The organism is Selenomonas sputigena (genome assembly GCF_026015965.1).
Lineage (GTDB): Bacteria > Bacillota > Negativicutes > Selenomonadales > Selenomonadaceae > Selenomonas.
Genome location: NZ_CP110383.1, coordinates 2,546,672 through 2,567,529, shown reverse-complemented (window position 1 = coordinate 2,567,529; position 20,858 = coordinate 2,546,672). Strand labels below are relative to the sequence as shown.

Here is a 20,858-nt window from a genome sequence, read left to right as displayed (position 1 = left end):
GCCCCCTTGAGCAAGGACGCCAAGGGGGCAGATTGCTGAAAACGCTTCTATATTATCACAGAAACGACAGCTTTGCAAGTTTACAGTTCACGAGTTTTTCGTGTCGTGAGCGAGCGGCTCTTTTCCCGCAGGAATCTCGACACGCATCCGGCTCTTTGCAGTTCAATCGTTGAAAAGATCCGTCGAAAGATAGCGGTCGCCCGTGTCGGGCAGGAGAGCCACGATCGTCTTGCCCTTCGCCTCGGGACGGCGCGCAATCTCGACGGCGGCGGCAAGAGCAGCGCCCGACGAGATGCCGACGAGCGCCCCTTCCGTGCGCGCGAACTCCCTGCCGTAGCGGAAAGAGTCGTCGTTCGACACCGTGATGACCTCATCGTACACGCTCGTATTGAGCGTCTCGGGCACGAAGCCTGCACCGATGCCCTGAATCTTGTGCGGACCGGCCTTGCCTTCGCTCAAGACGGGCGAATTCTCCGGCTCGATGGCGATGACCTTCACGTTCGGATTCTTGCTCTTCAAGTATTCCCCGACGCCCGTCACCGTGCCGCCCGTGCCGACGCCCGCAAGAAAATAATCGACCCTGCCTTCCGTCGCCTCCCAGATTTCAGGCCCCGTCGTCCTCTTGTGTACGGCGGGGTTAGCAGGATTCGTGAATTGCGACGGAATGTAGGAATTCGGCGTTTCCTTCGCAAGTTTCTCCGCCTTCTCGATCGCGCCCTTCATGCCCTTCGCGCCGTCCGTCAAGACGATCTCCGCGCCGTACGCCTTCAAGAGGTTGCGCCGCTCGACGCTCATCGTCTCGGGCATCGTGAGAATGGCACGGTAGCCGCGCGCCGCTGCGACGCTCGCGAGGCCGATGCCCGTGTTGCCGCTCGTCGGCTCAATGATGACAGAGCCGGGCTTCAGATCGCCGTTTTTCTCCGCCTCCTCGACCATCGCCTGCGCGATGCGATCCTTGACGCTGCCCGCAGGATTGAAGTACTCAAGCTTCGCGAGGATCGTCGCCTCGACGCCATGCTTCGCGCTGAAATTCTTCGCGTGCAGGAGCGGCGTGCCGCCGATGAGTTCCGTAATGCTTTCGTATATTTTTGCCATGATCTTTTCCTCCCTAAAGTCAAATATATGTAATTCATATCTGTTTGATATGTTATATACTACATCGTTTTTCCTAGCGTGTCAATAGGCTTTTTGAAAAATTGTTCGCAGCGGCGAAGCTTTACGCTCGCCGACCGCACCGTCGTAATTCCGAAGCTCTGCAGGGCTGCCTCTTCTGATGCACCTTATTAAGGAAGCACGAATAAATGCAGCACTTCCCTAAGGAATCGCACGACAGAAAACGTATTTCATTGCTATGCAATTGACAAATTCGCGATTTCCTTATAAGCTACACGCACAAACGTCCACTTCGTGGACAAAAGTGCGCCGCCCTTACAGAAACCTAGCCAATCAGTCTGCGCCCTTCGGGCTTGACTTCTTGGGGTTTCATGGTAAGCTACACGCACAAACGTCCACTTCGTGGACATTGTGCGCCGCCCTTACAGAAACCTAGCCAATCAGTCTGCGCCCTTCGGGCTTGACTTCTTGGGGTTTCATGGTAATATAAATACATATATAAACTGTATGAAAAGAGGTATACCCTTATGAAAATTTCCGCCAAAGGGCGCTACGGACTGGCTGCCATGGCGTTCCTCGCGCGAATCGGCCAGGCGAACAGCCCGACGACGATCCTCACGATCTCTGAGAACCTCGGCATATCCAAGATCTACCTGGAGCAGGTATTCTCCCTTCTGAAGCACGCGCGGCTCGTGACCTCAAGCAAAGGTTCGCAGGGCGGCTACCATCTCGCTCGCGCGGCGCAGGAGATCACGGCGTGGGACGTACTCGCCGCCATCGAACTGCCGCTGACGGAGAAGGCAGGGCCTGCGACAGGAGATGCACAGGAGGATCTTGAACAGGCGTTGACGAACTGCGTCTACGATCCTCTAGACGCCGCCATACGACAATCGCTTCAAGGCGTGAACCTCTGCGCCATTCTTGAAGAAGCTGACCGACAAAAGTCCAAGGAAAACATCATGTATTTTATCTAAGCGCAAAAATTTCTTTTTCCACTCAAGTATATTCGGTGTTCCTCTATTACTCGCCTTCCTTTATCTTCCATTGTTTTTAGGACTTTTCAGCGGGAAACAGAAAAACCTTGCAATTTTTGTCCGATGTTGTATAATAGGCGTGAGATTTGGAAAGATGATATTTTGTTCTTTCCATCTTGTTTCGAGGAAGTCCTTCAAATGGATTTCCGGTACGGTTGCAACACCGCTGGAGGGATTTTTATGACGATTGACAATGTCACCGTCATCATCGAGAGCGGCGCTCTTTCTGCTAAGGAAGCGGAGCGCTACATCCGTAAAATCCAAAGGCACTCGAAAGGTCGCACGCTCAAGCGTGTTTCATTCAAGCTGGCTGACGGGCATTTGGATTTGCGCTATGCATTCGAGGGCATCCCCTTCGAGCGCATCCGCCGCATCTCGCATGAGACGCCAAAAGAGCGCAAGGCTGTCTGACCACCGCCGAATCGCACGAAAAAAAACCGCTGTCGAGGAAACCCGACAGCGGCTTTTTCATTATGTGCAGTTCCTGAACGCCAGGGGGCGCTCAGTCGTCCACGCCGACCATGACGGAAGTCGCCTTGATGACGGCGTAGGCTTCCTTGCCGATCGCAAGACCGAGCCGCTCGACAGAGCCCATGCTGATGGTCGCCGTGACGACGTTGCCGCCTGCGATCTCGATGCCGACGATGGCATTGACCGCACCTTTCTCGATGGATACGACCTTGCCCTTGAACTGATTTCTTGCACTGAGCTTCATTTTCTCACTTCTCCTTCACAAATAAACAAAATCCTTCCCTCTGCTAAAAGAGCGCAGTCAATGCAGTGGTCAGGCCGAAGACGATTCCCGGGGAGTTGGCGATGACGATCGGCCAATCGCGCTGCTGCTTGAAAAAGCCGTACGTCACCCAGATCGTGCAGTTGATGAACGCGACGAACGGCTGAATCCAATCGCCCGGATGTCCGGACAGATTGCCGATGATCTGCGGGATATAGGAGACATACATGCACACGGACAGAATGGATCCGATCGTTCCGACGACCTTCATCTTATCCTGCACGGCGCTCTTCCCGAGATTGGCAGCCTTCTTCTCCACATGCTCTGACTCGGACTCCATTTTTTTCAGCGGTGTTTCCATTAGGTAAACTTCCTTCCTAAAATATTACAAGTATCGCTTCGCTGCTCATACTAAAAGAGTGCCCGCCAAAAGTCAAGAGACAATCTCAAAATCTTTCCGTTGGTATTTTAGCGTGAAAATCCAAGAGCTCAAGCCGAAGGCGCAGACCGATTGGCGAACTTTCCTTAACCGAAAATGACCTGATGCACGCCAATCTCCTCGATCAGACCCGCCTCATCCACCGTGAAACTCACGTTTCTCGCCTCATCGAGCCAATATACATGCTTCGAACCGCTCACCTCGCCCCTGCCGTACATCGCTTCGACCTCCTCGAAGGCGTCTCCGATGCGAAAGCCCGACGGTGTACGAAAATCCGTACTCCTGCATTCGATGAAAACGATGGGCGCCTCGCCCGGCGGGCGTTGGTCACTCTTCTGCATCTCGCCGCAAAACGTGATGCCAGGGTATTTGTAATATACGAGACGGAAGGATTCGATCGCCTTTTCCTCCTCGTCGAAACCGCTGCCCAAAAAATCCTCGGCATATTGAAGCGGCATTCCGACGCCAAACTCGATCACGCCCGCCCCGTCCCCGCCTACGGCGTCACAGAGCAGCCCCCATTCGGAATCGGGCATCGTATGCGCGCTCGCCGTACCACTAACAAAGACGAGAGCAACGAGCAGCAGCGCACCACAGAAAACGGTCTGGAACAGATGTTTCATTTTTCAAAACCTCCTTGCTGATGCCATCGCCAGAAACGGTGTCAAAAGCAACTCCTGCCGCTCTGCTTCACGGCTGAACATATGAAGTTCATACATCGCCCGCTATAATAGTGATTTTCGTGATGCGATCCGCATCATCGACGGTGAAGCTCACGCTCCGATAGGATGGAAGCGTATAGATGCGCTCGCCCGGGGCATATTTCGACACTTCGCCCTCGCCGTACATCGCCGCGACGTCCGCATAGTTGCCGCCGACGCGAAAGCCTGACGGCGTATGGAAGTACGGGCTTTGGCACTCGATGCTTCTGACGGGGATCTCACCTGTCGGCCGCGAATCGTTCCTGCCGACAGTCGCATCGAATGCGATGTTGCCATACGTATAGCGCACGATGCGGAACTCATAGCAGTCATCCTGCAATTCAAAATCGCTGCCCAAGACAGCCTCGACCTCGTCGAGCGACATGCCGCATTGGAACTCGACCGTGATATCCATGCTCCCTTGCGCACGCGGATAGAGAAGCACCGCCTCGGAATCGGGCATCGTATGCGCACTTGCGACGCTACCCGCAAGGACGCTGCCTGCGAGCACCAAAGCACAGGCAAAAAAGAACCGGAACACATTTTTCATTTTCCTCATCTCCTCCTTGTTTTCCAAAAATTTTCGAGCAGGACTTTCTTCGCTCGTTTCATATTATATATTATACTATAGGAACGTCTCTTTGTGACCCGTATAAAATGACCTATCAGAGAAATTTCCTCAAAGAAAACAAACGCCCATTCCTGAAGAATCCGTCCTTGACTAACTCTGTAACATCGCATATAATAGGGAAAGTTATCGTGCTATGCACATTCTCTAAGAATTTTGGAGGGGATTTTCATGATTTTCAGCAAGAAGAGCCTGCGGCTCGCCTGCGCCGTTCTCGGAGCGACGCTCTTGGGCAGCGTCTTTGCAGGCTGCGGCTCGAAGGAGTCGGGCGATACGATCAAGGTCGGCGCGAACTTCGAGCTTACGGGCAACGTCGCGAACTACGGCAACGCCACGATCGAGGGCCTGCAGCTCGCAATCGACGAGGCGAATGAGGCCGGCGGCATCAATGGCAAGAAGATCGAGCTTGTTTCCGTCGACGACAAGTCGGAAGCGGCGGAGTCGATCAATGCGGCGACGAAGCTCATCTCTGACGACGACGTCAAGGTCATCGTCGGCCCTGCGACGACGGGTCTCGTGCTCGCCGAGACGCAGACGGCGACGGACGCGAAGGTGCCGATCATCGCACCTTGCGCGACGAGTCCCGAAGCGACGGTGGAAAACGGCAAGGTCAAGCCCTACGTCTTCCGCAGCTGCTTCATCGACCCGCAGCAGGGCGAAGTGATGGCGACCTTTGCCGCGAAAGAGCTCAAGGCGAAGACGGCAGTCATCTACGTCGACAACAGCTCGGACTACTCGAAGAACCTCGCGAAGGTGTTCAAGGAGAAGTTCGAAGCGGCGGGCGGCAAGGTCGTCATGGAAGAAGCCTTCCTGCAGAAGGATCAGGACTTCAAGGCGACGCTCACGAAGCTCAAGACGGTGAACGCTGACGTCATGTTCGTGCCCGCTTACTACGAGGAAGTCGGCAAGATCGTCAAGCAGGCGCGTGAGATGGGCATCAACTCCGCGATCCTCGGCACGGACGGCTGGGACGACACGAAGGTCGTCGACATCGCCGGCGCGGACGCACTGAACAACACCTTCTTCAGCACACATTACTCAGAGAAGGACGCCGAGGTGCAGGGCTTCATCGAAGCGTACAAGAAGAAGTACAACCGTGCACCGAACGTCTTCGCGGCTCTCGGCTACGATGCGGGCAAGATGCTCGTCGATGCTCTGAAGCGTGCAGGCAGCGGCGATACGGAAAAGATTCGCGAGGCGCTTGAGGCGACGAAGGATCTCAAGGTCGGTACGGGAACCATCTCCATGGATAAGAACCACAACCCGATCAAGACGGCGGTCATCCTTGAGATGAAGAACGGCGAAAAGGAACTCAAGGCGAAGATTGCGCCGGAGGGGAACTGATTCCACTTCCAGGCAAGGGAAAAGGCCGCAGAGATGCGGCCTTTTCTATACTTTGATGAAAATTTCGTTTCACAAAAGAAAGGAGAAATCATGGAGCTTTCGGAGCAAATCGCCCAGCAGCTCATCAACGGCGTGTCTCTCGGCAGCATCTACGCCTTGATCGCGCTCGGCTATACCATGGTCTATGGTATCATCAAGCTCATCAACTTCGCGCACGGCGACATCTACATGGTCGGCGCATATCTCGGCTTCTTCGCCGTGACAAACCTCGGACTTCCCATCGTGCCCGCGCTCATCCTCGCGATGATCATCACGGGACTCTTGGGCATCGTCATCGAGAAGCTCGCGTACAAGCCGCTGCGCCATGCGCCGCGCATCTCAGCGCTGATCTCGGCGATCGGCGTCTCGCTCTTCTTGGAGTACGCGATGATGTACTTCGTCTCGCCGACGCCGCGCACCTTCCCGCCGCTCTTTCAGGACGTGGCATTCAGCGTCGGCTCTCTCGTCATCAACGGACAGCAGATGCTGATCCTCGGCATCACATGCTTCCTCATGGTCGTCCTGACCTACATCGTGCAGTACACGAAGATCGGCAAGGCGATGCGCGCCGCGTCCTATGATACTGAAACGGCGCAGCTCATGGGCATCAATGCAGACCGCGTGATCTCCTTCACGTTCTGGATCGGCTCGTCGCTTGCGGCGGTCGCGGGCGTGCTCGTCGGCGTCTACTACAACTCGATCGACCCCTTGATGGGCATCATGCCCGGCATCAAGGCGTTCGTCGCCGCGGTGCTCGGCGGCATCGGCATCCTGCCGGGCGCCGTCGCAGGCGGGCTCATCCTCGGCATCGTCGAAGCGTTCGTCTCGGGCTTCGTCTCCTCGACGTTCCGCGATGCGGCGGCCTTCGCCATCTTGATCCTCGTCCTCCTCTTCAAACCTGCGGGGCTTTTCGGCAAGAACACCCGCGAGAAAGTGTAGGTGCGGCATGAATTTACGCAAGCAGGATCTCATCTTCTTCCTCTTCGGGCTCATCCTCTTTGCCGTTCTTCAGGGACTGATCACGGGGCGCGTCATCGGCTCCTTCTGGCAGCTGAACCTCCTGTTCCTCGGCATCAACATCATCCTGACGGCGAGCCTCAACCTCATCAACGGCTATACGGGACAGTTCTCGCTCGGCCATGCAGGATTCATGGCAGTCGGCGCCTATGCCGCCGCCATTCTGACGACGAACTTTCATGTGCCGTTTCCCCTCGCGCTCCTCGCAGGCGCAATCGCTGCAGCTTTCCTCGGCGTGCTCATCGGTCTGCCGACGCTGCGCCTTCGCGGCGACTACCTCGCCATTGCCACCTTGGGCCTCGGTGAAATCATCCGCGTCGTGCTCATCAACATCGACTACGTCGGCGGTGCAGCGGGCTTCAAGGGCATCGCGCGCGACACCAACTTCGCATGGGTCTTCTTTGCCGTGTTCCTGACGCTGTTCTTCATCAAGAACTTCGTGAACTCCACGCACGGCCGCGCCTGCATCGCGATCCGCGAGGACGAGATCGCCGCCGAGGCCATGGGCATTCCGACGACGCGCTACAAGGTCATGGCATTCGCCATCGGCGCAGGATTCGCAGGACTCGGCGGCGGGCTCTTCGCGCATACGCTGACGTATCTGAACCCGACGTCTTTCACCTTCATGCAGTCCTTCTTCTTCCTCATCATGGTCGTCCTCGGCGGCATGGGCTCTCTGACCGGCTCTGTCGTCGGCGCGTTCTTCGTCACGATCCTGCAGGCGGCGCTCGCAAGCTGGCCCGAATTTCGCATGATCATCTTCGCCGTCGCCCTGATCCTCTTCATGCTCTACCGCCCCAAAGGAATCTTCGGCTATGTGGAACTCACGGCGTTCGGCCCGTTGAAGCGCATCTTCGGCAAAGGAGGTCAGGCGAATGGCTGAATTACTGAAAGCGGACGGACTCGCGCAAGTCTTCGGCGGCCTGCGCGCCGTGTCAAACTTCAACATGGTCATCGAAAAGGGCGAACTCATCGGCCTCATCGGGCCGAACGGTGCGGGCAAGACGACGGCGTTCAACATGATCACGGGCGTCTACCGTCCGACCGAAGGCGAGCTTACCTTCAACGGCAAGAGCATCGTCGGCAAGAAGCCCAGCGAGATCACGGCACGCGGCATCGCACGCACCTTCCAGAACATCCGCCTTTTCTCCGAGCTAAGCGTCCTCGAAAACGTCAAGATCGCCTACCACACGCGCACGAAGTACACGGTCGCCGAAGCCGTACTTCGCCTTGGCAGGTATTTCAAGGAAGAGCGCGAAATAGAAGAGAAGGCGATGAAGCTTCTCGCCATCTTCCACCTCGAAAAGCAGGCGCACGAACTCGCGAAAAACCTGCCCTACGGCGCACAGCGACGCCTTGAGATCGCACGGGCTCTCGCCGCGAAGCCCAAGCTCCTCCTCTTGGACGAGCCGGCGGCCGGCATGAATCCGCAGGAGACGCAGGAACTTATGGAAATGATCCGCTGGATCAAGAAGGAATTCGGCTTGACGATCCTCCTCATCGAGCACGACATGAGCCTCGTCATGGGAATCTGCGAGCGCATCTACGTCCTCGAATACGGCGAAATCATCGCCGAGGGCACACCGAAAGAAATCAAGGAAAATCCCGAAGTCATTCGTGCCTATCTCGGCGGGGAGGCGTAAAGATGGCAGAAATCATGCTGAAAATCGACAACATCCACGTCTACTACGGCGCGATCCACGCGCTGAAAGGCGTGAGCCTCGAAGTCAAGGCGGGCGAGATCGTCACGCTCATCGGCGCGAACGGCGCGGGAAAGTCCACGACGCTGCGCACGGTGTCGGGACTGCTCGCGCCCAAGAGCGGCAGCATCTCCTTCCTTGGAGAAAACATCGCGGGCATGCCCGCGCACGAGATCGTCAAGCACGGCATCTCACAGGTGCCCGAAGGGCGGCGCATCTTCGCTGAGATGAGCGTGCAGGAAAACTTGGAGATGGGCGCTTTCACGCGCAAGGACAAGGCGGGGGTGGAAAAAGACTTCGAGATCGTCTACAACCGCTTCCCGCGCCTCAAGGAACGCCGCAAGCAGCAGGCGGGCACGCTCTCGGGCGGCGAGCAGCAAATGCTCGCGATGGGACGCGCCCTCATGAGCCGCCCGAAGCTCCTCCTCTTAGACGAGCCGTCGATGGGCCTTGCGCCGCTCCTCATCAAGGAAATATTTTCCATCATCGAGGACATCAACCGCGAGGGCACGACCGTCCTCCTCGTCGAGCAGAACGCCAACATGGCGCTTTCCATCGCGCACCGCGCCTACGTCATGGAAACGGGCAGGATCACGCTCCAAGGCGCGGCAAAGGAACTCGCAGCGAGCGAAGATGTGCGAAAAGCCTATTTGGGCGGCTGAAATAGAGGAAAATCCGTTATCCGCGCTTCCTAAAGAAAGGATGCTGACAATGTTTGTAGCAAACCGCATGGCAAAAAATCCCTTCACCGTCACGCCGGACACGAAGGTCTCGGCCGCGAAGGATTTGATGAAGAAGCACCGCTTCCGCCGCCTGCCCGTCGTCGATGAAGACGGCAAGCTCGTCGGCTTCTTGAGCGACCGCGACATCATGCGCGTCTCGCCGTCGCCCGCGACGACGCTCTCGCGCTACGAAATCACCTCGCTGCTGGCGAAAATGTGCATCGGCGAAATCATGCAGAAGGACGTCGTCTCCGTCAAGGATGACGCGACCATCGAGGAAGCCGCGCTCATCATGTACAACCACAAAATCGGCGGCCTGCCCGTCGTGTCGAGCGTCGGCGCCGTCGTCGGCGTCATCACGGAGACCGACATCTTCAAGACCTTCGTCGACGTCATGGGGCTGACGCACGGCAAGACGCGCTTCACCATCGCCGACGTCGGCGACCGGGTCGGCGTCGTGCGCGACCTCGGCAGCATCATCGCCGACTGCGGCTGCAACATCGACAGCCTCGTCACCTGCCAGCAAGACGACGGCAGCTACGAAATCGTCGTGCGCTTCGACACGACGGACAGCGAAGCCGTGAAAAAGAAGCTCGAAGAAAACGGCTTCCACGTATCGCATGTCGTGAAGATCGGCTGATGTTTAGGAACTGCCGGTAAACTGTCATCTCCCGAACTCTAAAAAAAACGAACGACAAAAAACCGCCCGCTGCAGAAACAAAATCTCCTGCAGCGGGCGGTTTTTCTCTTCTTTTCATCCCTGCCCCATCGCATCAAGCAGCCACTGCCGCAGTACGAGGACGTGATTTTCTACGGCGTTCTTGTTGGCGTAGACGAGCGTCACGGGAGATTCCTGCAGCCAGTCCCGGCACTTCGCGGCGAAAGCGGCGGCTTCGGGGCTTTTTTTCAACTCTTCGAGGTATGCCTTTCCGAAGAGGTCGAAGTTCATCTCGCCGCTGTGGTAGAGCTTCCGAAGCTCGGGCGACGGCGTGACTTCCTTCGCCCACTCGCTCAAGGCGGCACGCTCCTTCTTCATGCCACGCGGCCACAGGCGATCGACAAGGATGCGCCTGCCGTCCGTCGGCGCAGACTCTTCGTATATGCGCTTCATTTGCAGTTCGTATGCCATCGTGAAGACTCCCTTCCTTTGTAAAACTTCAAGTTCACCCTCTTATTCTAGCACGAACGCAGAATTTTTCCAGAGACAACTGCTAGGGAATCCGCCTCACTCACGAAGAAAGTCCTTGTGTTATGCCTTGCTATCTCCTGCTGTTTCCGCTAGAATAAAAGTGTCATTCATCAAATCTTCCCAAGGAAAAGGAGACAATCCGATGGAAAAAATGCTGGAAAACGTGTTTCACTTGAAGGAAAACCGCACGACGGTGCAGACGGAGCTCTTAGCGGGGCTTACGACATTCATGACGATGGCGTACATCCTCGCCGTGAACCCGCTGATCTTGAGTGCTGCGGGCATGGATGCGGGCGCGGTATTCACGGCGACGGCGCTCGCTTCGGGCATCTCGTGCGTCCTCATGGCGTCGTTTGCCAATCTGCCGTTCGCGCTGTCTTCCGCGATGGGACTCAACGCCTTCTTCGCCTACACGGTCGTCGGGCAGATGGGCTACTCGTGGCAGCTCGCATTGACGGCGGTTCTTGTCGAAGGCCTAATCTTCATCGCACTCTCCGTAACGAATGTGCGCGAGGCGCTCTTCAATGCGATTCCGCTGACCTTGAAGAGCGCCGTCACCGTCGGTATCGGCTTCTTCATCACATTCATCGGCCTGCAGAACGCGCATGTCGTCGTCGCAGGGCCGAAGCTCGTCGCACTCTTCTCGTTTCCCAAGGCGATGGCAGAAGGGACGTTCCACTCCGAGGGCATCACCGTCCTCCTCGCGCTCTTTGGCATCCTCCTGACCGCCGTGCTCGTCATAAAGAACATCAAGGGGCACATCCTCATCGGCATCTTCGCCACCTGGGGGCTGGGCATCATCCTGGAACTTCTCGGCGTCTACATCCCCGATCCTGCACGCGGCTACTTCAGCCTCATGCCTTCGGGCATCATCGCGCCGCCCGTGTCGCTCGCGCCGACCTTCCTGCAATTTGACTTCCATGCAATCCTCTCGCTTGATTTCATCGTCGTCATCTTCGCCTTTCTCTTCGTCGACCTCTTCGATACGCTCGGCACGCTGATCGGCTGCGCCTCGCGCGCCGACATGCTCGACGAGAAAGGGCGTCTGCCGCGCGTCAAGGGAGCGCTCCTCGCCGACGCCTGCGGCACGGCGCTCGGCGCATGTCTGGGCACATCGACGATCTCGACCTACGTCGAGTCCTCGGCGGGCATCGTTGAGGGCGGGCGCACGGGACTGACGGCCGTGACGACGGCGATCTTCTTCCTCGTCGCGCTCTTCTTCTCGCCGCTCTTCCTCGCCGTGCCGGGCTTCGCGACGGCGCCGGCGCTCGTCATCGTCGGCTTCCTCATGATGCAGCAGGTCGCGAAGATTCCTTGGTCAGACATCACCGAGGCGATCCCTTCTTTCATCTGCATCGCCGTCATGCCGTTTGCCTATTCCATCGCCGAGGGCATTGCATTCGGCATCATTTCCTACACGCTGCTGCACGTCGCCTCAGGCAAGTTCCGCAACGTGACATGGCTCATGTACATCCTGACCGTGCTCTTCATCTTGAAATACGCTTGGCTCTGAAGAACGCGGCAATCCTTGTCTCGGCAATATGCTTATAGTATAATATAGGCAAGAGGTGACACGCCCGTGAGAAATACGAAACGCACCTACAAGGATTCGCTTTTCCGTAATATCTTCAATAATGCAGAGCGCTTGCCGGAAATCTATGAAGCTCTTCTCGACCGCAAGACAACACCGGGTGACATAACACTCGCCACGATCGATGAAACCCTTTTCACTGGGGTCAAGAACGACATCGGCTTCATCGTCGGCAACCAACATGTGCTCCTTGTCGAACATCAAAGTACCATCAATGCGAATATGCCCCTGCGTTTGCTGATGTATCTCACGGAAATCTACCGTCGCTATGTAGACAAGGATGCTGTCTACAAAAAAGAATTGATTCCTCTTCCAGCGCCGAAATTCTATGTATTTTATAACGGGCTCGCGGAAATGCCTGATGGCTGGGCATTGCATCTATCTGACGCTTTCGGGGGACACGATAACGATTTGGAGCTTGACGTCAAGGTTTTTAACATCAACAACAAGCCGAATCGTCCGATTTTAGAAAAATGTCATGCGCTCAAAAGCTACAGCGTCTTTGTCTCTACGGTACGAGAATGCATAAAGAATGGCAATAGCCTCGAAATTGCGGTAAGCAATGCCGTACAATACTGCATCACGCATGATTATCTCGGAGAATATTTTCGACAAAAGCAGGCAAAGGAGGTCTTCGATATGCTCAATTTCGTCTGGAATCAAGAACGAGCCTTAGAAGTTCGCGCCGAGGAAGCAATGGAAAAGGGCCTGCGTTTGGGCAGACAGGAAGGCTTGTCGCAAGGCTTGTCGCAAGGTGTGCTGGAAACAACGACCGCTTCTATTCGCAATGTGATGAAAAGCATGGACTTCCCTGTAGAAAAAGCGATGGATATCTTGCAAATTCCTGAGGAAGAACGCGCGAAATATACAGCTCTGGTTCTCGGAAAGCACTGAAAAAAGGAAATGCTGCGTGAGTCAAATTCGACTCGCGTAGCATTTCCTTTTTTCCCATATTCATTCATACCTTCCGGCAAAGACCTTCTCGGCAGGCCCCGTCATGTAGACATGATTGTTCGCCGTCCACTCGATCTGCAGCCTGCCGCCGTCGAGCTGCACCTCGGCTTCTCTCTTCGTGCGTCCCGTGAGCGCGGCGGCGACAAGCGTCGCGCATGAGCCTGTGCCGCACGCGAGCGTCACGGCAGCGCCGCGTTCCCAGACACGCATGCGGATGTGGGAAGCGTCCTTGATTTCCGCAAACTCCACGTTTGTCTTCTTGGGGAACTTCTCGTGCCGCTCAAGGAGAGGCCCGAACTTTTCCATAGGCACGGCTTGTGCATCCTCGACGAAAATCACGCAGTGCGGGTTGCCCATGGAAACGCAGGTCATGGAAAACGTCTCGCCCGCCGCCTCGATCGGCTGCTCGATGACGCGTGATGCGCCAAAGCCCAGGACAGGAATGCGCTCGCCTTCAAGGATCGGCTCGCCCATATCGACGCACACGCCCGTGAGCCTGCTGCCCGCAAGCTGCAGGCGAGGCACGAGGACGCCCGCGCCCGTCTCGACCGTGAATTCCGCCTCGCCGCTCAGCCCTTCTGCATGGACGACGCCCGCGAAGCAGCGGATGCCGTTGCCGCACATCTCCGCCTCCGTGCCGTCCGCATTGAAGATGCGCATGCGAAAGTCCGCTTGCTGCGACGGCAGCACGAGAATCAGCCCGTCCGCGCCGATGCCGTAGTGACGATCACAGACCCTTCGCGAGAGCGCCGCAAGGTCATCCGGGAGCTGCTCCCGAAAGCCGTTCACAAGGACGAAATCGTTGCCGCAGCCCTGCCATTTCGTAAAGGAAAATGCCATATTCTTACCCCCAGGAATGTTTTGCGAGGAAAGACCAGAAGGACGCGCCGAAAACTCGCTCCTTTTGGCGGCTTTCCTCCAGCACGCGCGCATCTGCCGCCATGCAGTTTTCCTTCATTGTAGCGAAGAACGAGCTCTTTGCCAAGCCTTTTTTGCCCGTCATGCCCTTGTGCAGCGACAACGGAGCGCCTTTTCCCAAAACATTCATAACGATCCTCCTTTGCATATACCCCTATTGGTATTTTTATTATACACATAGGGGTATTTGTTGTCAAGGAAGAAGATCTTCGCCTCTTCATAGCGCCAACAAGCAGGCGGATGGCCTAGCGCATACGAAAATCCACTCCTCGCCTGTAACTATGTATACATAATACCTTAGCAAAACCGTATACTTTTTCTGCTATTTGCGTTATTATATATGCGTGCTTAGCCGCACGATAGTTTTCTCTTATGAAGTTTCAAAGCAAAGGGGTAATCACGCATGACGGAAATGCAGCAGTATGTAGAGGACATCCTCGCCTCTATCGAAAAGAAGGATCCGCAGGAGAAGGAATATCACAACGTGGTCAAGGAAGTCCTGACCTCGATCGTGCCTGTCCTTGAGCAGCATCCCGAGTACAAGAAGCACAAAATCCTTGAGCGCATGGTCGAGCCGGAGCGCGTCGTCATGTTCCGCGTGCCTTGGGAGAACGACAAGGGCGAGGTTCAGGTCAACCGCGGCTACCGCGTGCAGGCGAACAGCGCCGTCGGCACCTACAAGGGCGGCCTGCGTTTCCATCCGAGCGTGACGCTCTCCATTTTGAAGTTCCTCGCTTTCGAGCAGACGTTCAAGAACTCTTTGACGGGGCTTCCCATCGGCGGCGCCAAAGGCGGCTCGGACTTCGACCCGAAGGGCAAGAGCGACAACGAGGTCATGCGCTTCTGCCAGAGCTTCATGACGGAGCTCTATCGCCACATCGGCTCGATGGTCGATACGCCGGCGGGCGACATCGGCGTCGGCGGCCGTGAGATCGGCTACCTCTACGGTCAGTACAAGCGCATCGTCAACTCCTTTGATTCCGCTGTCCTCACGGGCAAGGGTCTCGGCTACGGCGGCAGCCTCGCACGCACGGAAGCCACGGGCTACGGACTCCTCTACTTCATGAAGGAGATGCTCGAAGACAACGGCAAGAGCCTTGAGAGCAAGACCGTCGTCGTCTCCGGCTCGGGCAACGTCGCGACGTATGCGATTGAAAAGGCCATCGAATTCGGCGCAAAGCCCGTGACCTGCTCCGACTCGAACGGCTACGTCTATGACCCCGAGGGCATCGACCTCGCACTCGTCAAGGAGATCAAGGAAGTGCGCCGCGGCCGCATCAAAGAATACGTCGAAAAGCGTCCGAACGCCGAGTACCACGAGGGATGCCGTGGCGTCTGGACGGTCAAGTGCGACATCGCCTTGCCGTGCGCGACGCAGAGCGAACTTGACATCGAGGGTGTCAAGGCGCTCGTGGCGAACGGCGTCATGGCCGTCGGCGAAGGCGCGAACATGCCGACGACGCTCGACGCGACGGAATACCTCTTGGAAAAGGGTGTTCTCTTCGCCCCCGCGAAGGCGGCAAACGCCGGCGGCGTCGCCGTCTCCGCGCTTGAAATGAGCCAGAACTCCGAGCGCCTGCACTGGACGTTCGAGGAAGTCGACAATCGCCTCAAGGGCATCATGAAGAACATCTATCAGAACTCCAAGAAGAACGCGGAGAAGTACGGCATGAAGGGCAACCTCATCGCCGGCGCCAACATCACGGCATTCCTCCACGTCGCAGACACGATGGTCGCACAGGGGATTGTCTGACCGCCGCAGACAGCGGTATACAAGAAAGAGTGCGTATGAGCCGGAATCGGCTCATACGCACTCTTTCTTAAATTTTCTCATTCACTCTTGACATCTCTATATTATTTGAATACACTGATAACATAGAAATATATTGAAGCACTGTCTTCTTAGGTGCAGGTGAAGCGCTTGATGAAGCAGTTTTTCTTTTTTAGCGCTGAATTGCTGCCCATCCTGCACAAAGGCGCCCTTCAGTCAACGAGATATGCAAAGGAGGAGATTTCAATGGCAGACGAAAAGAATGTGCCGGTCTACTTGGAGGGAGAAGAGGGACACCATACGAAGAGCTTGATTGCAGCGACCTTGGGGTATGCTGCCGACGGCATGGACATGTTCTTCCTATCGTTCGTGCTGGTCTTCATCATCAGCGATTTCGGCCTGACGCCTGGACAGGCCGGCAACTTGACATTGGCAACAACGCTCGGCATCTGGGCCGGTTCCTACATCTTCGGTATCCTGGCTGATCGGATTGGCCGCATCAAGGTACTCGCAGGAACGATCTTCCTATATTCATTCGCAACGGCAGGCATCTACTGGTGCAATGACTACTATGTTCTGCTCGTGCTTCGCGCTCTCGTCGGTCTCGGCATCGGCGGCGAATTTGGTATCGGCATGGCCATCGTCACGGAAACGTGGGCGCCTGCGATGCGTGCACGCGCAACAAGCTGGGTGGCACTCGGCTGGCAGTTCGGCGTGCTCGCAGCATCGTTAATCGTCGCCGTCGCAGTTCCCTACATCGGCTGGCGCGGCGTTTTCCTCATCGGACTGATTCCGGCCGCAATCGCCATATATGCGCGCATGACGCTTCGCGAGCCGAAGATGTTCTTGGAGCGGCAAGCACATCAAAAGGCGCTGCGGGAAAAGGTGGAGAGCGGCACGGCGTCCCATGAGGAGCAGGAAGAGTACGACCGCATCAACGGAACGCCGGTCAAAGCGCTGTTCGAGGATCGCCGCACGACGATCACGACGATCGGCCTCATGGTCATGTGTCTCGTGCAGAATTTCGGCTACTACGCGGTCTTCAGCTGGATGCCTGCCATCTTGGCGCAGCAGTACGGCTACACACTCGCCAAGGCAAGCGGCTGGATGGCGATCTCGATTGCCGGCATGCTCGTCGGCATCACCTTGTTCGGCATCCTCGCCGACAAGCTCGGCCGCAAGAAGACGTTCAGCATCTGGTACATCGGCGGCACGATTTACTGCATCCTCTACTTCTTTTTCTTCACGAGCCAGGAGGCACTGCTCTGGGGCAGCTTCCTGCTCGGCCTCACGGTCAACGGCATGATGGGCGGCTACGGCGCGATTCTCGCGGAGAACTATCGCTCAGAAGCGCGTTCGACGGCAGAGAATTTCATTTTCGGCACGGGTCGCGGGCTCGCCGGCTTCGGACCAGCCTTGATCGGCTGGCTCGCCGCAAGCACGGGGCTTCTGGGTGCTATGAGCCTCGTATTCCTCATCTATCCGATCGCATTCATCGTCATGCATCTGATGGTTCCCGAGACGAAGGGAAAAGTCATGGAATAGGAGGTGCGGCAGATGTTCGATCTTGCCATCAAGGGCGGCTGGGTCGTCGACCCCGTCCGACAGGAACTCCGAAAGCAAAACATCTATGTGAAAGACGGGCGCATCGCCGCCCTGGGCGAAAGCGATGCAAATGCGCAGGAAACGCACGACGCCTCGGGACTCTACGTGCTGCCCGGCGGCATCGATACGCACTGTCATTTTCGCGATCCCGGTGCGACGGAAAAGGAAGACTTCGCCCACGGCACACGCGCGGCGGCAGTCGGCGGCATAACGACGGTTTTCGATATGCCGAACACAAACCCCGCCGTGCTGGACGGCGTCGATGTGCGAAAGAAAATCGCCTATTTTCACGATAAAGCTTATGTAGACTATGGCATCTGGGGACTCTCTCTCGGCGATCTCAACCTCGACAAGCTACTCTCCATGAAAGAGGCCGGCGCTGCAGCGATCAAGTTCTTCTGGGGATACGCGATTGACGCCAAGACGCACGCGCTCGTCTACAATTATACGGAAGGGAAGGAGGATGTGATTCCACCGCTCGACGACGGAGAGGTCTACGCAATTTTCCGCCAAATCGCAGCGAATCGACAGATCCTTGCCATCCATGCAGAAAATTCCGCACTGATCCGTCGCTTGACGAAAGAACTCGCTACCAGTAAGACAGCAGACGACGACTATGCGGCATTCCTTTCCACACGCCCATCACTTGCGGAAGAGCTGACCGTCGCGACGGCCATTTCCATGGCGCGGGATACGGGCGCGCATCTGCACATCCTGCACATGACATCGCGACGCGGCGTCGAACTCGTCCGCCGCGCAAAGGCTGATGGCGTCTCCGTCACAGCGGAAACGGCGCCGCACTACCTCTTCCTATCCGCAGAAGACTTTCCCGCCGTCGGCCCCATGATGAAGGTCTATCCCCTCATCAAGAGCAAGGACGATCAGGCGGCTCTTTGGGCAGGACTCTTGGATGGCACGCTCGACTTCGTTGCCTCCGATCATGCACCGCACCGCATCGAGGAAAAACGCGGCAGCCTCTTCAAGATGCCCTCCGGCATGTGCGGTGTGGAAACCATGATGCCGTTGATGCTCGACGCCGTCAGCCGCGGGAAGATCACCTTGCCCTTTGTCGCACGCGTGCTCTCTCAAAGGCCAGCGGAAATCTACGGCATCGAGCGCAAGGGCAGGCTTGACATCGGCTCCGACGCCGATCTCGTATTGGTCGACATGCAGAAAACGCGTCCCATCCGAAATGAAGACCTCCACAGCAAGCAGCCATTGACAGCGTTTGACGGTCGAAGCATCACGGGCTGGCCCGTCAGCACCTACCTGCGCGGGAGGCTCATCGCAGCGGATCACGAGATTGTCGGCGATCCCGGCGGACAGCCGGCACACTGCCATGCAGCCGTATAGATGCAAAACCATGCAGCAAAGCGTACGAAACAGATAGAGAAAGGATCATTTCTATGAATATTCTTGTCATCAATCCTACAAGCGAATCCGAACTCAACGACACGATCTTCCATGCAGCAGATCAAGCATCGAAGCTGTCGGCACGCAGCGCGGAAGAGTACACGCACACCTCGGCAATCTCGCTCGATCAAGCGCCGCGTCGTGTCTCCTCCCCCTTGGAGATCATGGAAGCTTCCATGGCGCTCATGGAGAAAGTGCGTTCCCTCAAGGACGTCTACGACGGTTTCATCATCGCCCATACGGCAGAACTCGGCGCAGACGCCCTGCAGGAGCTGACAGGAAAGCCCGTCGTTTCGAGCGGCGCTGCTGCCGTTTACTCAGCTCCCCTCTACGGACATCGCATCGCCGTCCTCAGCCGCTCGCTGCGCGACCTCGAAACGCATCGCGAAACGCTGCGCCACTACGGCATCCTTCACGACAATCTCACATTCCTGCCCGTCATGGAAGAAAACGCTCCGCTTGCCGATCTGCGTGAAGCAGTTTCAGAAGCTGCAGAAAAGGCGAAAAAGGAGCATCTCGCCACCGTGCTCGTCCTCGGCGATCCCTCGATGGGCGTTCTCGCTGACGATGTTTCCCGCCTGACGCATCTGCCTGTACTCGAAGGCATCACTTCAGCCCTCATCCGCATCGAGTACATGGTCTACCAGCAGGAACGCCTGCGTGAGCACGCAGCCAAGCGCACATGATCAAACCGGAGCGCCTCGCAGCGGATTTCACAGCGCTCGCTGCCATCACTGCGCCGGGAGGCGGCATCAATCGCTTGGCTTTTACGGACAGTGATTGGCAAGGACGCGCCTATTTCATGCAGGAAATGGAAAAGGCGGGACTCACCCTGCATGAGGACGCATTCGGCAACGTCATCGGGCATCTCGCAGGGCGCGACGACAGTCTTCCCGCCGTCATGCTCGGCTCGCACGGCGACAGCGTGCCAAACGGCGGCAATTACGACGGCACGCTGGGCATCGTCGGCGCCATCGAGACGGTGCGCAGCATGCAGGACGACGACTTTCGCCCCCTTCACCCGCTCGAAGTCGTCATCTTCATGTGTGAGGAATCGAGCCGCTTTTCTGCCGCCACCCTCGGCAGCCGCGCCATGCGCGGCAGGATTTCCCGCGAGGACATCTCTCGTCTGCGTGACCATCAGGGCAATACCCTCTATGATGTGCTGAAGGCGCGCGGTCTGCAGCCCGATGCACTGGAAACTGCCAGATACACAAAAAAGCTCAAGGCATTCCTTGAGCTTCATATCGAGCAGGGAAGAGTCCTTGAGCATGAGCGCCTTTCCATCGGCATCGTCACAGGGATTGCCGCGCCGTCACGCTTTTCCTGCCTGCTGCACGGCACTGCCGATCACAGCGGCGCGACGCCGATGAATTTAAGAGCCGACGCCTCTTGTGCAGCGGCGGAAATCATCCTCGCCGTCGAGCAGGAAGCCCGCGCGGCAACGCACACGCCCGTCGTTGGCACGGTCGGCATCGTCGAAGTCCGCCCCAACGTCATGAACGTCATCCCGGGCAAAGTGCGGCTCGGCATCGACCTGCGCAGCACTTCCTCAGAGGCTCGGGATAATGTAGAGCAGATCATCCGCACTCGCATCGAAGAAATCGCACTTCGGCGCGGCATCTCCTGCGAAATCTCTCTCATCAGCAAGGAGACTCCCGCACACATGGACACCGCCCTCACCCAATGCCTCGCAAAGATCGCCGATGACCTGCATCTGCCGCATCGCATGATGCCGAGCGGTGCGGGACACGACGCCATGCATTGGGCGGACTATGCCCCGACTGCCATGATCTTCATTCCCTGTAAGGATGGCATCAGCCACAGTGCAGCGGAATACGCAAGCCTCAGCCAGATTACAGCAGGCGTCAGGCTTCTTTCCGCCGCCGCGCGGCATCTGACCGCCGCTGTATAAAATCAAATTCAACTCTTCCTATGAAAGAGGTC

23 protein-coding genes are annotated in these 20,858 nt (G+C 57.0%); 15 read left to right on the top strand and 8 right to left on the bottom strand.

Going from position 1 to position 20,858, the window contains the following annotated elements; all coding sequences use genetic code 11:
• Window positions 1-162: 162 nt before the first annotated feature.
• Window positions 163-1,095 carry a cysteine synthase A gene (gene cysK, locus OL236_RS12210; protein ID WP_265070827.1) on the bottom strand — a complete coding sequence of 311 codons (933 nt, stop codon included), beginning with the start codon at window positions 1,093-1,095 and terminating at the stop codon, window positions 163-165.
• Window positions 1,096-1,640: 545 nt separating this feature from the next.
• On the opposite strand from cysK, the gene OL236_RS12205 reads away from it, so the two are divergent.
• Together OL236_RS12205 and OL236_RS12200 are read left to right on the top strand one after the other, a co-directional pair.
• Entirely contained in the window at window positions 1,641-2,087 is a 447-nt protein-coding gene (locus tag OL236_RS12205; protein WP_265070826.1) for an RrF2 family transcriptional regulator, read from the top strand.
• A 240-nt stretch (window positions 2,088-2,327) separates the two neighbouring features.
• Complete coding sequence (locus OL236_RS12200) at window positions 2,328-2,558, top strand: hypothetical protein (RefSeq protein ID WP_013740594.1); 231 nt, start codon at window positions 2,328-2,330, stop codon at window positions 2,556-2,558.
• A 91-nt stretch (window positions 2,559-2,649) separates the two neighbouring features.
• On the opposite strand, the gene OL236_RS12195 is transcribed toward OL236_RS12200, so the two are convergent.
• The 4 genes from OL236_RS12195 to OL236_RS12180 all read right to left on the bottom strand — a co-directional run bounded on the left by OL236_RS12195 (window position 2,650) and on the right by OL236_RS12180 (window position 4,570).
• The gene (locus OL236_RS12195) at window positions 2,650-2,862 is read right to left on the bottom strand and encodes a TOBE domain-containing protein (RefSeq protein WP_265070825.1); all 213 of its coding nucleotides are present in this window, start codon (window positions 2,860-2,862) and stop codon (window positions 2,650-2,652) included.
• A 43-nt stretch (window positions 2,863-2,905) separates the two neighbouring features.
• Window positions 2,906-3,241: an SWEET family sugar transporter gene (locus OL236_RS12190; RefSeq protein ID WP_265070824.1), complete on the bottom strand. Its 336-nt coding sequence runs from the start codon at window positions 3,239-3,241 to the stop codon at window positions 2,906-2,908.
• A gap of 164 nt (window positions 3,242-3,405) precedes the next feature.
• Window positions 3,406-3,942, bottom strand: a complete 537-nt coding sequence (locus OL236_RS12185; protein WP_265070823.1) for a hypothetical protein — start codon at window positions 3,940-3,942, stop codon at window positions 3,406-3,408.
• A gap of 88 nt (window positions 3,943-4,030) precedes the next feature.
• A complete protein-coding gene (locus OL236_RS12180; RefSeq protein ID WP_265070822.1) occupies window positions 4,031-4,570 on the bottom strand; it encodes a hypothetical protein in 540 nt (179 codons plus the stop codon).
• 249 nt (window positions 4,571-4,819) lie between these two features.
• Between OL236_RS12180 and OL236_RS12175 the strand changes: the two genes are divergently transcribed.
• The 6 genes from OL236_RS12175 (at window position 4,820) to OL236_RS12150 (ending at window position 10,110) form a co-directional block, all read left to right on the top strand.
• Window positions 4,820-5,992, top strand: coding sequence for an ABC transporter substrate-binding protein (locus OL236_RS12175; RefSeq protein ID WP_265070821.1), 1,173 nt, complete (start codon window positions 4,820-4,822; stop codon window positions 5,990-5,992).
• Window positions 5,993-6,082: 90 nt separating this feature from the next.
• Window positions 6,083-6,970, top strand: a complete 888-nt coding sequence (locus tag OL236_RS12170) for a branched-chain amino acid ABC transporter permease (RefSeq protein WP_013740593.1) — start codon at window positions 6,083-6,085, stop codon at window positions 6,968-6,970.
• Between the two features lie 7 nt (window positions 6,971-6,977).
• A complete protein-coding gene (locus OL236_RS12165; protein ID WP_265070820.1) occupies window positions 6,978-7,931 on the top strand; it encodes a branched-chain amino acid ABC transporter permease in 954 nt (317 codons plus the stop codon).
• Window positions 7,924-8,691: an ABC transporter ATP-binding protein gene (locus tag OL236_RS12160; protein ID WP_006193556.1), complete on the top strand. Its 768-nt coding sequence runs from the start codon at window positions 7,924-7,926 to the stop codon at window positions 8,689-8,691. Before OL236_RS12165 ends, OL236_RS12160 begins: the two co-directional genes overlap by 8 nt.
• 2 nt (window positions 8,692-8,693) lie before the next feature.
• A complete protein-coding gene (locus tag OL236_RS12155) occupies window positions 8,694-9,410 on the top strand; it encodes an ABC transporter ATP-binding protein (RefSeq protein WP_265070819.1) in 717 nt (238 codons plus the stop codon).
• A gap of 49 nt (window positions 9,411-9,459) precedes the next feature.
• The gene (locus tag OL236_RS12150; protein ID WP_265070818.1) at window positions 9,460-10,110 is read left to right on the top strand and encodes a CBS and ACT domain-containing protein; all 651 of its coding nucleotides are present in this window, start codon (window positions 9,460-9,462) and stop codon (window positions 10,108-10,110) included.
• 114 nt (window positions 10,111-10,224) lie between these two features.
• Here the strand turns inward: OL236_RS12150 and OL236_RS12145 are convergent, their stop codons facing one another.
• On the bottom strand, window positions 10,225-10,599 hold the full coding sequence (locus OL236_RS12145) for a DUF488 domain-containing protein (RefSeq protein WP_265070817.1): 375 nt from the start codon (window positions 10,597-10,599) through the stop codon (window positions 10,225-10,227).
• Between the two features lie 202 nt (window positions 10,600-10,801).
• On the opposite strand from OL236_RS12145, the gene OL236_RS12140 reads away from it, so the two are divergent.
• Both OL236_RS12140 and OL236_RS12135 read left to right on the top strand, forming a co-directional pair.
• Window positions 10,802-12,172, top strand: a complete 1,371-nt coding sequence (locus OL236_RS12140; RefSeq protein ID WP_265070816.1) for an NCS2 family permease — start codon at window positions 10,802-10,804, stop codon at window positions 12,170-12,172.
• 66 nt (window positions 12,173-12,238) lie between these two features.
• On the top strand, window positions 12,239-13,144 hold the full coding sequence (locus OL236_RS12135) for an Rpn family recombination-promoting nuclease/putative transposase (RefSeq protein WP_265070815.1): 906 nt from the start codon (window positions 12,239-12,241) through the stop codon (window positions 13,142-13,144).
• Between the two features lie 60 nt (window positions 13,145-13,204).
• On the opposite strand, the gene dapF is transcribed toward OL236_RS12135, so the two are convergent.
• The gene (gene dapF, locus OL236_RS12130; protein ID WP_265070814.1) at window positions 13,205-14,044 is read right to left on the bottom strand and encodes a diaminopimelate epimerase; all 840 of its coding nucleotides are present in this window, start codon (window positions 14,042-14,044) and stop codon (window positions 13,205-13,207) included.
• A gap of 4 nt (window positions 14,045-14,048) precedes the next feature.
• Window positions 14,049-14,252, bottom strand: coding sequence for a hypothetical protein (locus OL236_RS12125; RefSeq protein WP_265070813.1), 204 nt, complete (start codon window positions 14,250-14,252; stop codon window positions 14,049-14,051).
• Window positions 14,253-14,525: 273 nt separating this feature from the next.
• On the opposite strand from OL236_RS12125, the gene gdhA reads away from it, so the two are divergent.
• From gdhA to OL236_RS12100, 5 genes are all read left to right on the top strand, one after another.
• Window positions 14,526-15,875 carry an NADP-specific glutamate dehydrogenase gene (gdhA, locus tag OL236_RS12120; protein WP_265070812.1) on the top strand — a complete coding sequence of 450 codons (1,350 nt, stop codon included), beginning with the start codon at window positions 14,526-14,528 and terminating at the stop codon, window positions 15,873-15,875.
• A gap of 264 nt (window positions 15,876-16,139) precedes the next feature.
• Complete coding sequence (locus tag OL236_RS12115; protein WP_037370668.1) at window positions 16,140-17,438, top strand: MFS transporter; 1,299 nt, start codon at window positions 16,140-16,142, stop codon at window positions 17,436-17,438.
• Window positions 17,439-17,450: 12 nt separating this feature from the next.
• On the top strand, window positions 17,451-18,851 hold the full coding sequence (allB, locus tag OL236_RS12110; RefSeq protein ID WP_265070811.1) for an allantoinase AllB: 1,401 nt from the start codon (window positions 17,451-17,453) through the stop codon (window positions 18,849-18,851).
• A gap of 53 nt (window positions 18,852-18,904) precedes the next feature.
• A complete protein-coding gene (locus tag OL236_RS12105) occupies window positions 18,905-19,597 on the top strand; it encodes an aspartate/glutamate racemase family protein (protein WP_265070810.1) in 693 nt (230 codons plus the stop codon).
• Complete coding sequence (locus tag OL236_RS12100) at window positions 19,594-20,826, top strand: Zn-dependent hydrolase (protein ID WP_265070809.1); 1,233 nt, start codon at window positions 19,594-19,596, stop codon at window positions 20,824-20,826. The genes OL236_RS12105 and OL236_RS12100 overlap by 4 nt, the downstream gene beginning before the upstream one ends.
• The last annotated feature ends 32 nt before the right edge of the window (window positions 20,827-20,858 follow it).

Bases quoted from the DNA above. Each gene is read 5' to 3' on its own strand.
- OL236_RS12115 (WP_037370668.1), top strand. From the start codon at position 16,140: ATGGCAGACGAAAAGAATGTGCCGGTCTACTTGGAGGGAGAAGAGGGA.
- OL236_RS12105 (WP_265070810.1), top strand. From the start codon at position 18,905: ATGAATATTCTTGTCATCAATCCTACAAGCGAATCCGAACTCAACGAC.
- OL236_RS12100 (WP_265070809.1), top strand. From the start codon at position 19,594: ATGATCAAACCGGAGCGCCTCGCAGCGGATTTCACAGCGCTCGCTGCC.
- OL236_RS12155 (WP_265070819.1), top strand. From the start codon at position 8,694: ATGGCAGAAATCATGCTGAAAATCGACAACATCCACGTCTACTACGGC.
- OL236_RS12140 (WP_265070816.1), top strand. From the start codon at position 10,802: ATGGAAAAAATGCTGGAAAACGTGTTTCACTTGAAGGAAAACCGCACG.
- gdhA (WP_265070812.1), top strand. From the start codon at position 14,526: ATGACGGAAATGCAGCAGTATGTAGAGGACATCCTCGCCTCTATCGAA.
- allB (WP_265070811.1), top strand. From the start codon at position 17,451: ATGTTCGATCTTGCCATCAAGGGCGGCTGGGTCGTCGACCCCGTCCGA.
- OL236_RS12200 (WP_013740594.1), top strand. From the start codon at position 2,328: ATGACGATTGACAATGTCACCGTCATCATCGAGAGCGGCGCTCTTTCT.
- OL236_RS12205 (WP_265070826.1), top strand. From the start codon at position 1,641: ATGAAAATTTCCGCCAAAGGGCGCTACGGACTGGCTGCCATGGCGTTC.
- dapF (WP_265070814.1), bottom strand. From the start codon at position 14,044: ATGGCATTTTCCTTTACGAAATGGCAGGGCTGCGGCAACGATTTCGTC.
- OL236_RS12160 (WP_006193556.1), top strand. From the start codon at position 7,924: ATGGCTGAATTACTGAAAGCGGACGGACTCGCGCAAGTCTTCGGCGGC.
- OL236_RS12170 (WP_013740593.1), top strand. From the start codon at position 6,083: ATGGAGCTTTCGGAGCAAATCGCCCAGCAGCTCATCAACGGCGTGTCT.
- OL236_RS12125 (WP_265070813.1), bottom strand. From the start codon at position 14,252: ATGAATGTTTTGGGAAAAGGCGCTCCGTTGTCGCTGCACAAGGGCATG.
- OL236_RS12165 (WP_265070820.1), top strand. From the start codon at position 6,978: ATGAATTTACGCAAGCAGGATCTCATCTTCTTCCTCTTCGGGCTCATC.
- cysK (WP_265070827.1), bottom strand. From the start codon at position 1,095: ATGGCAAAAATATACGAAAGCATTACGGAACTCATCGGCGGCACGCCG.
- OL236_RS12195 (WP_265070825.1), bottom strand. From the start codon at position 2,862: ATGAAGCTCAGTGCAAGAAATCAGTTCAAGGGCAAGGTCGTATCCATC.
- OL236_RS12145 (WP_265070817.1), bottom strand. From the start codon at position 10,599: ATGGCATACGAACTGCAAATGAAGCGCATATACGAAGAGTCTGCGCCG.
- OL236_RS12180 (WP_265070822.1), bottom strand. From the start codon at position 4,570: ATGAAAAATGTGTTCCGGTTCTTTTTTGCCTGTGCTTTGGTGCTCGCA.
- OL236_RS12185 (WP_265070823.1), bottom strand. From the start codon at position 3,942: ATGAAACATCTGTTCCAGACCGTTTTCTGTGGTGCGCTGCTGCTCGTT.
- OL236_RS12175 (WP_265070821.1), top strand. From the start codon at position 4,820: ATGATTTTCAGCAAGAAGAGCCTGCGGCTCGCCTGCGCCGTTCTCGGA.
- OL236_RS12190 (WP_265070824.1), bottom strand. From the start codon at position 3,241: ATGGAAACACCGCTGAAAAAAATGGAGTCCGAGTCAGAGCATGTGGAG.
- OL236_RS12150 (WP_265070818.1), top strand. From the start codon at position 9,460: ATGTTTGTAGCAAACCGCATGGCAAAAAATCCCTTCACCGTCACGCCG.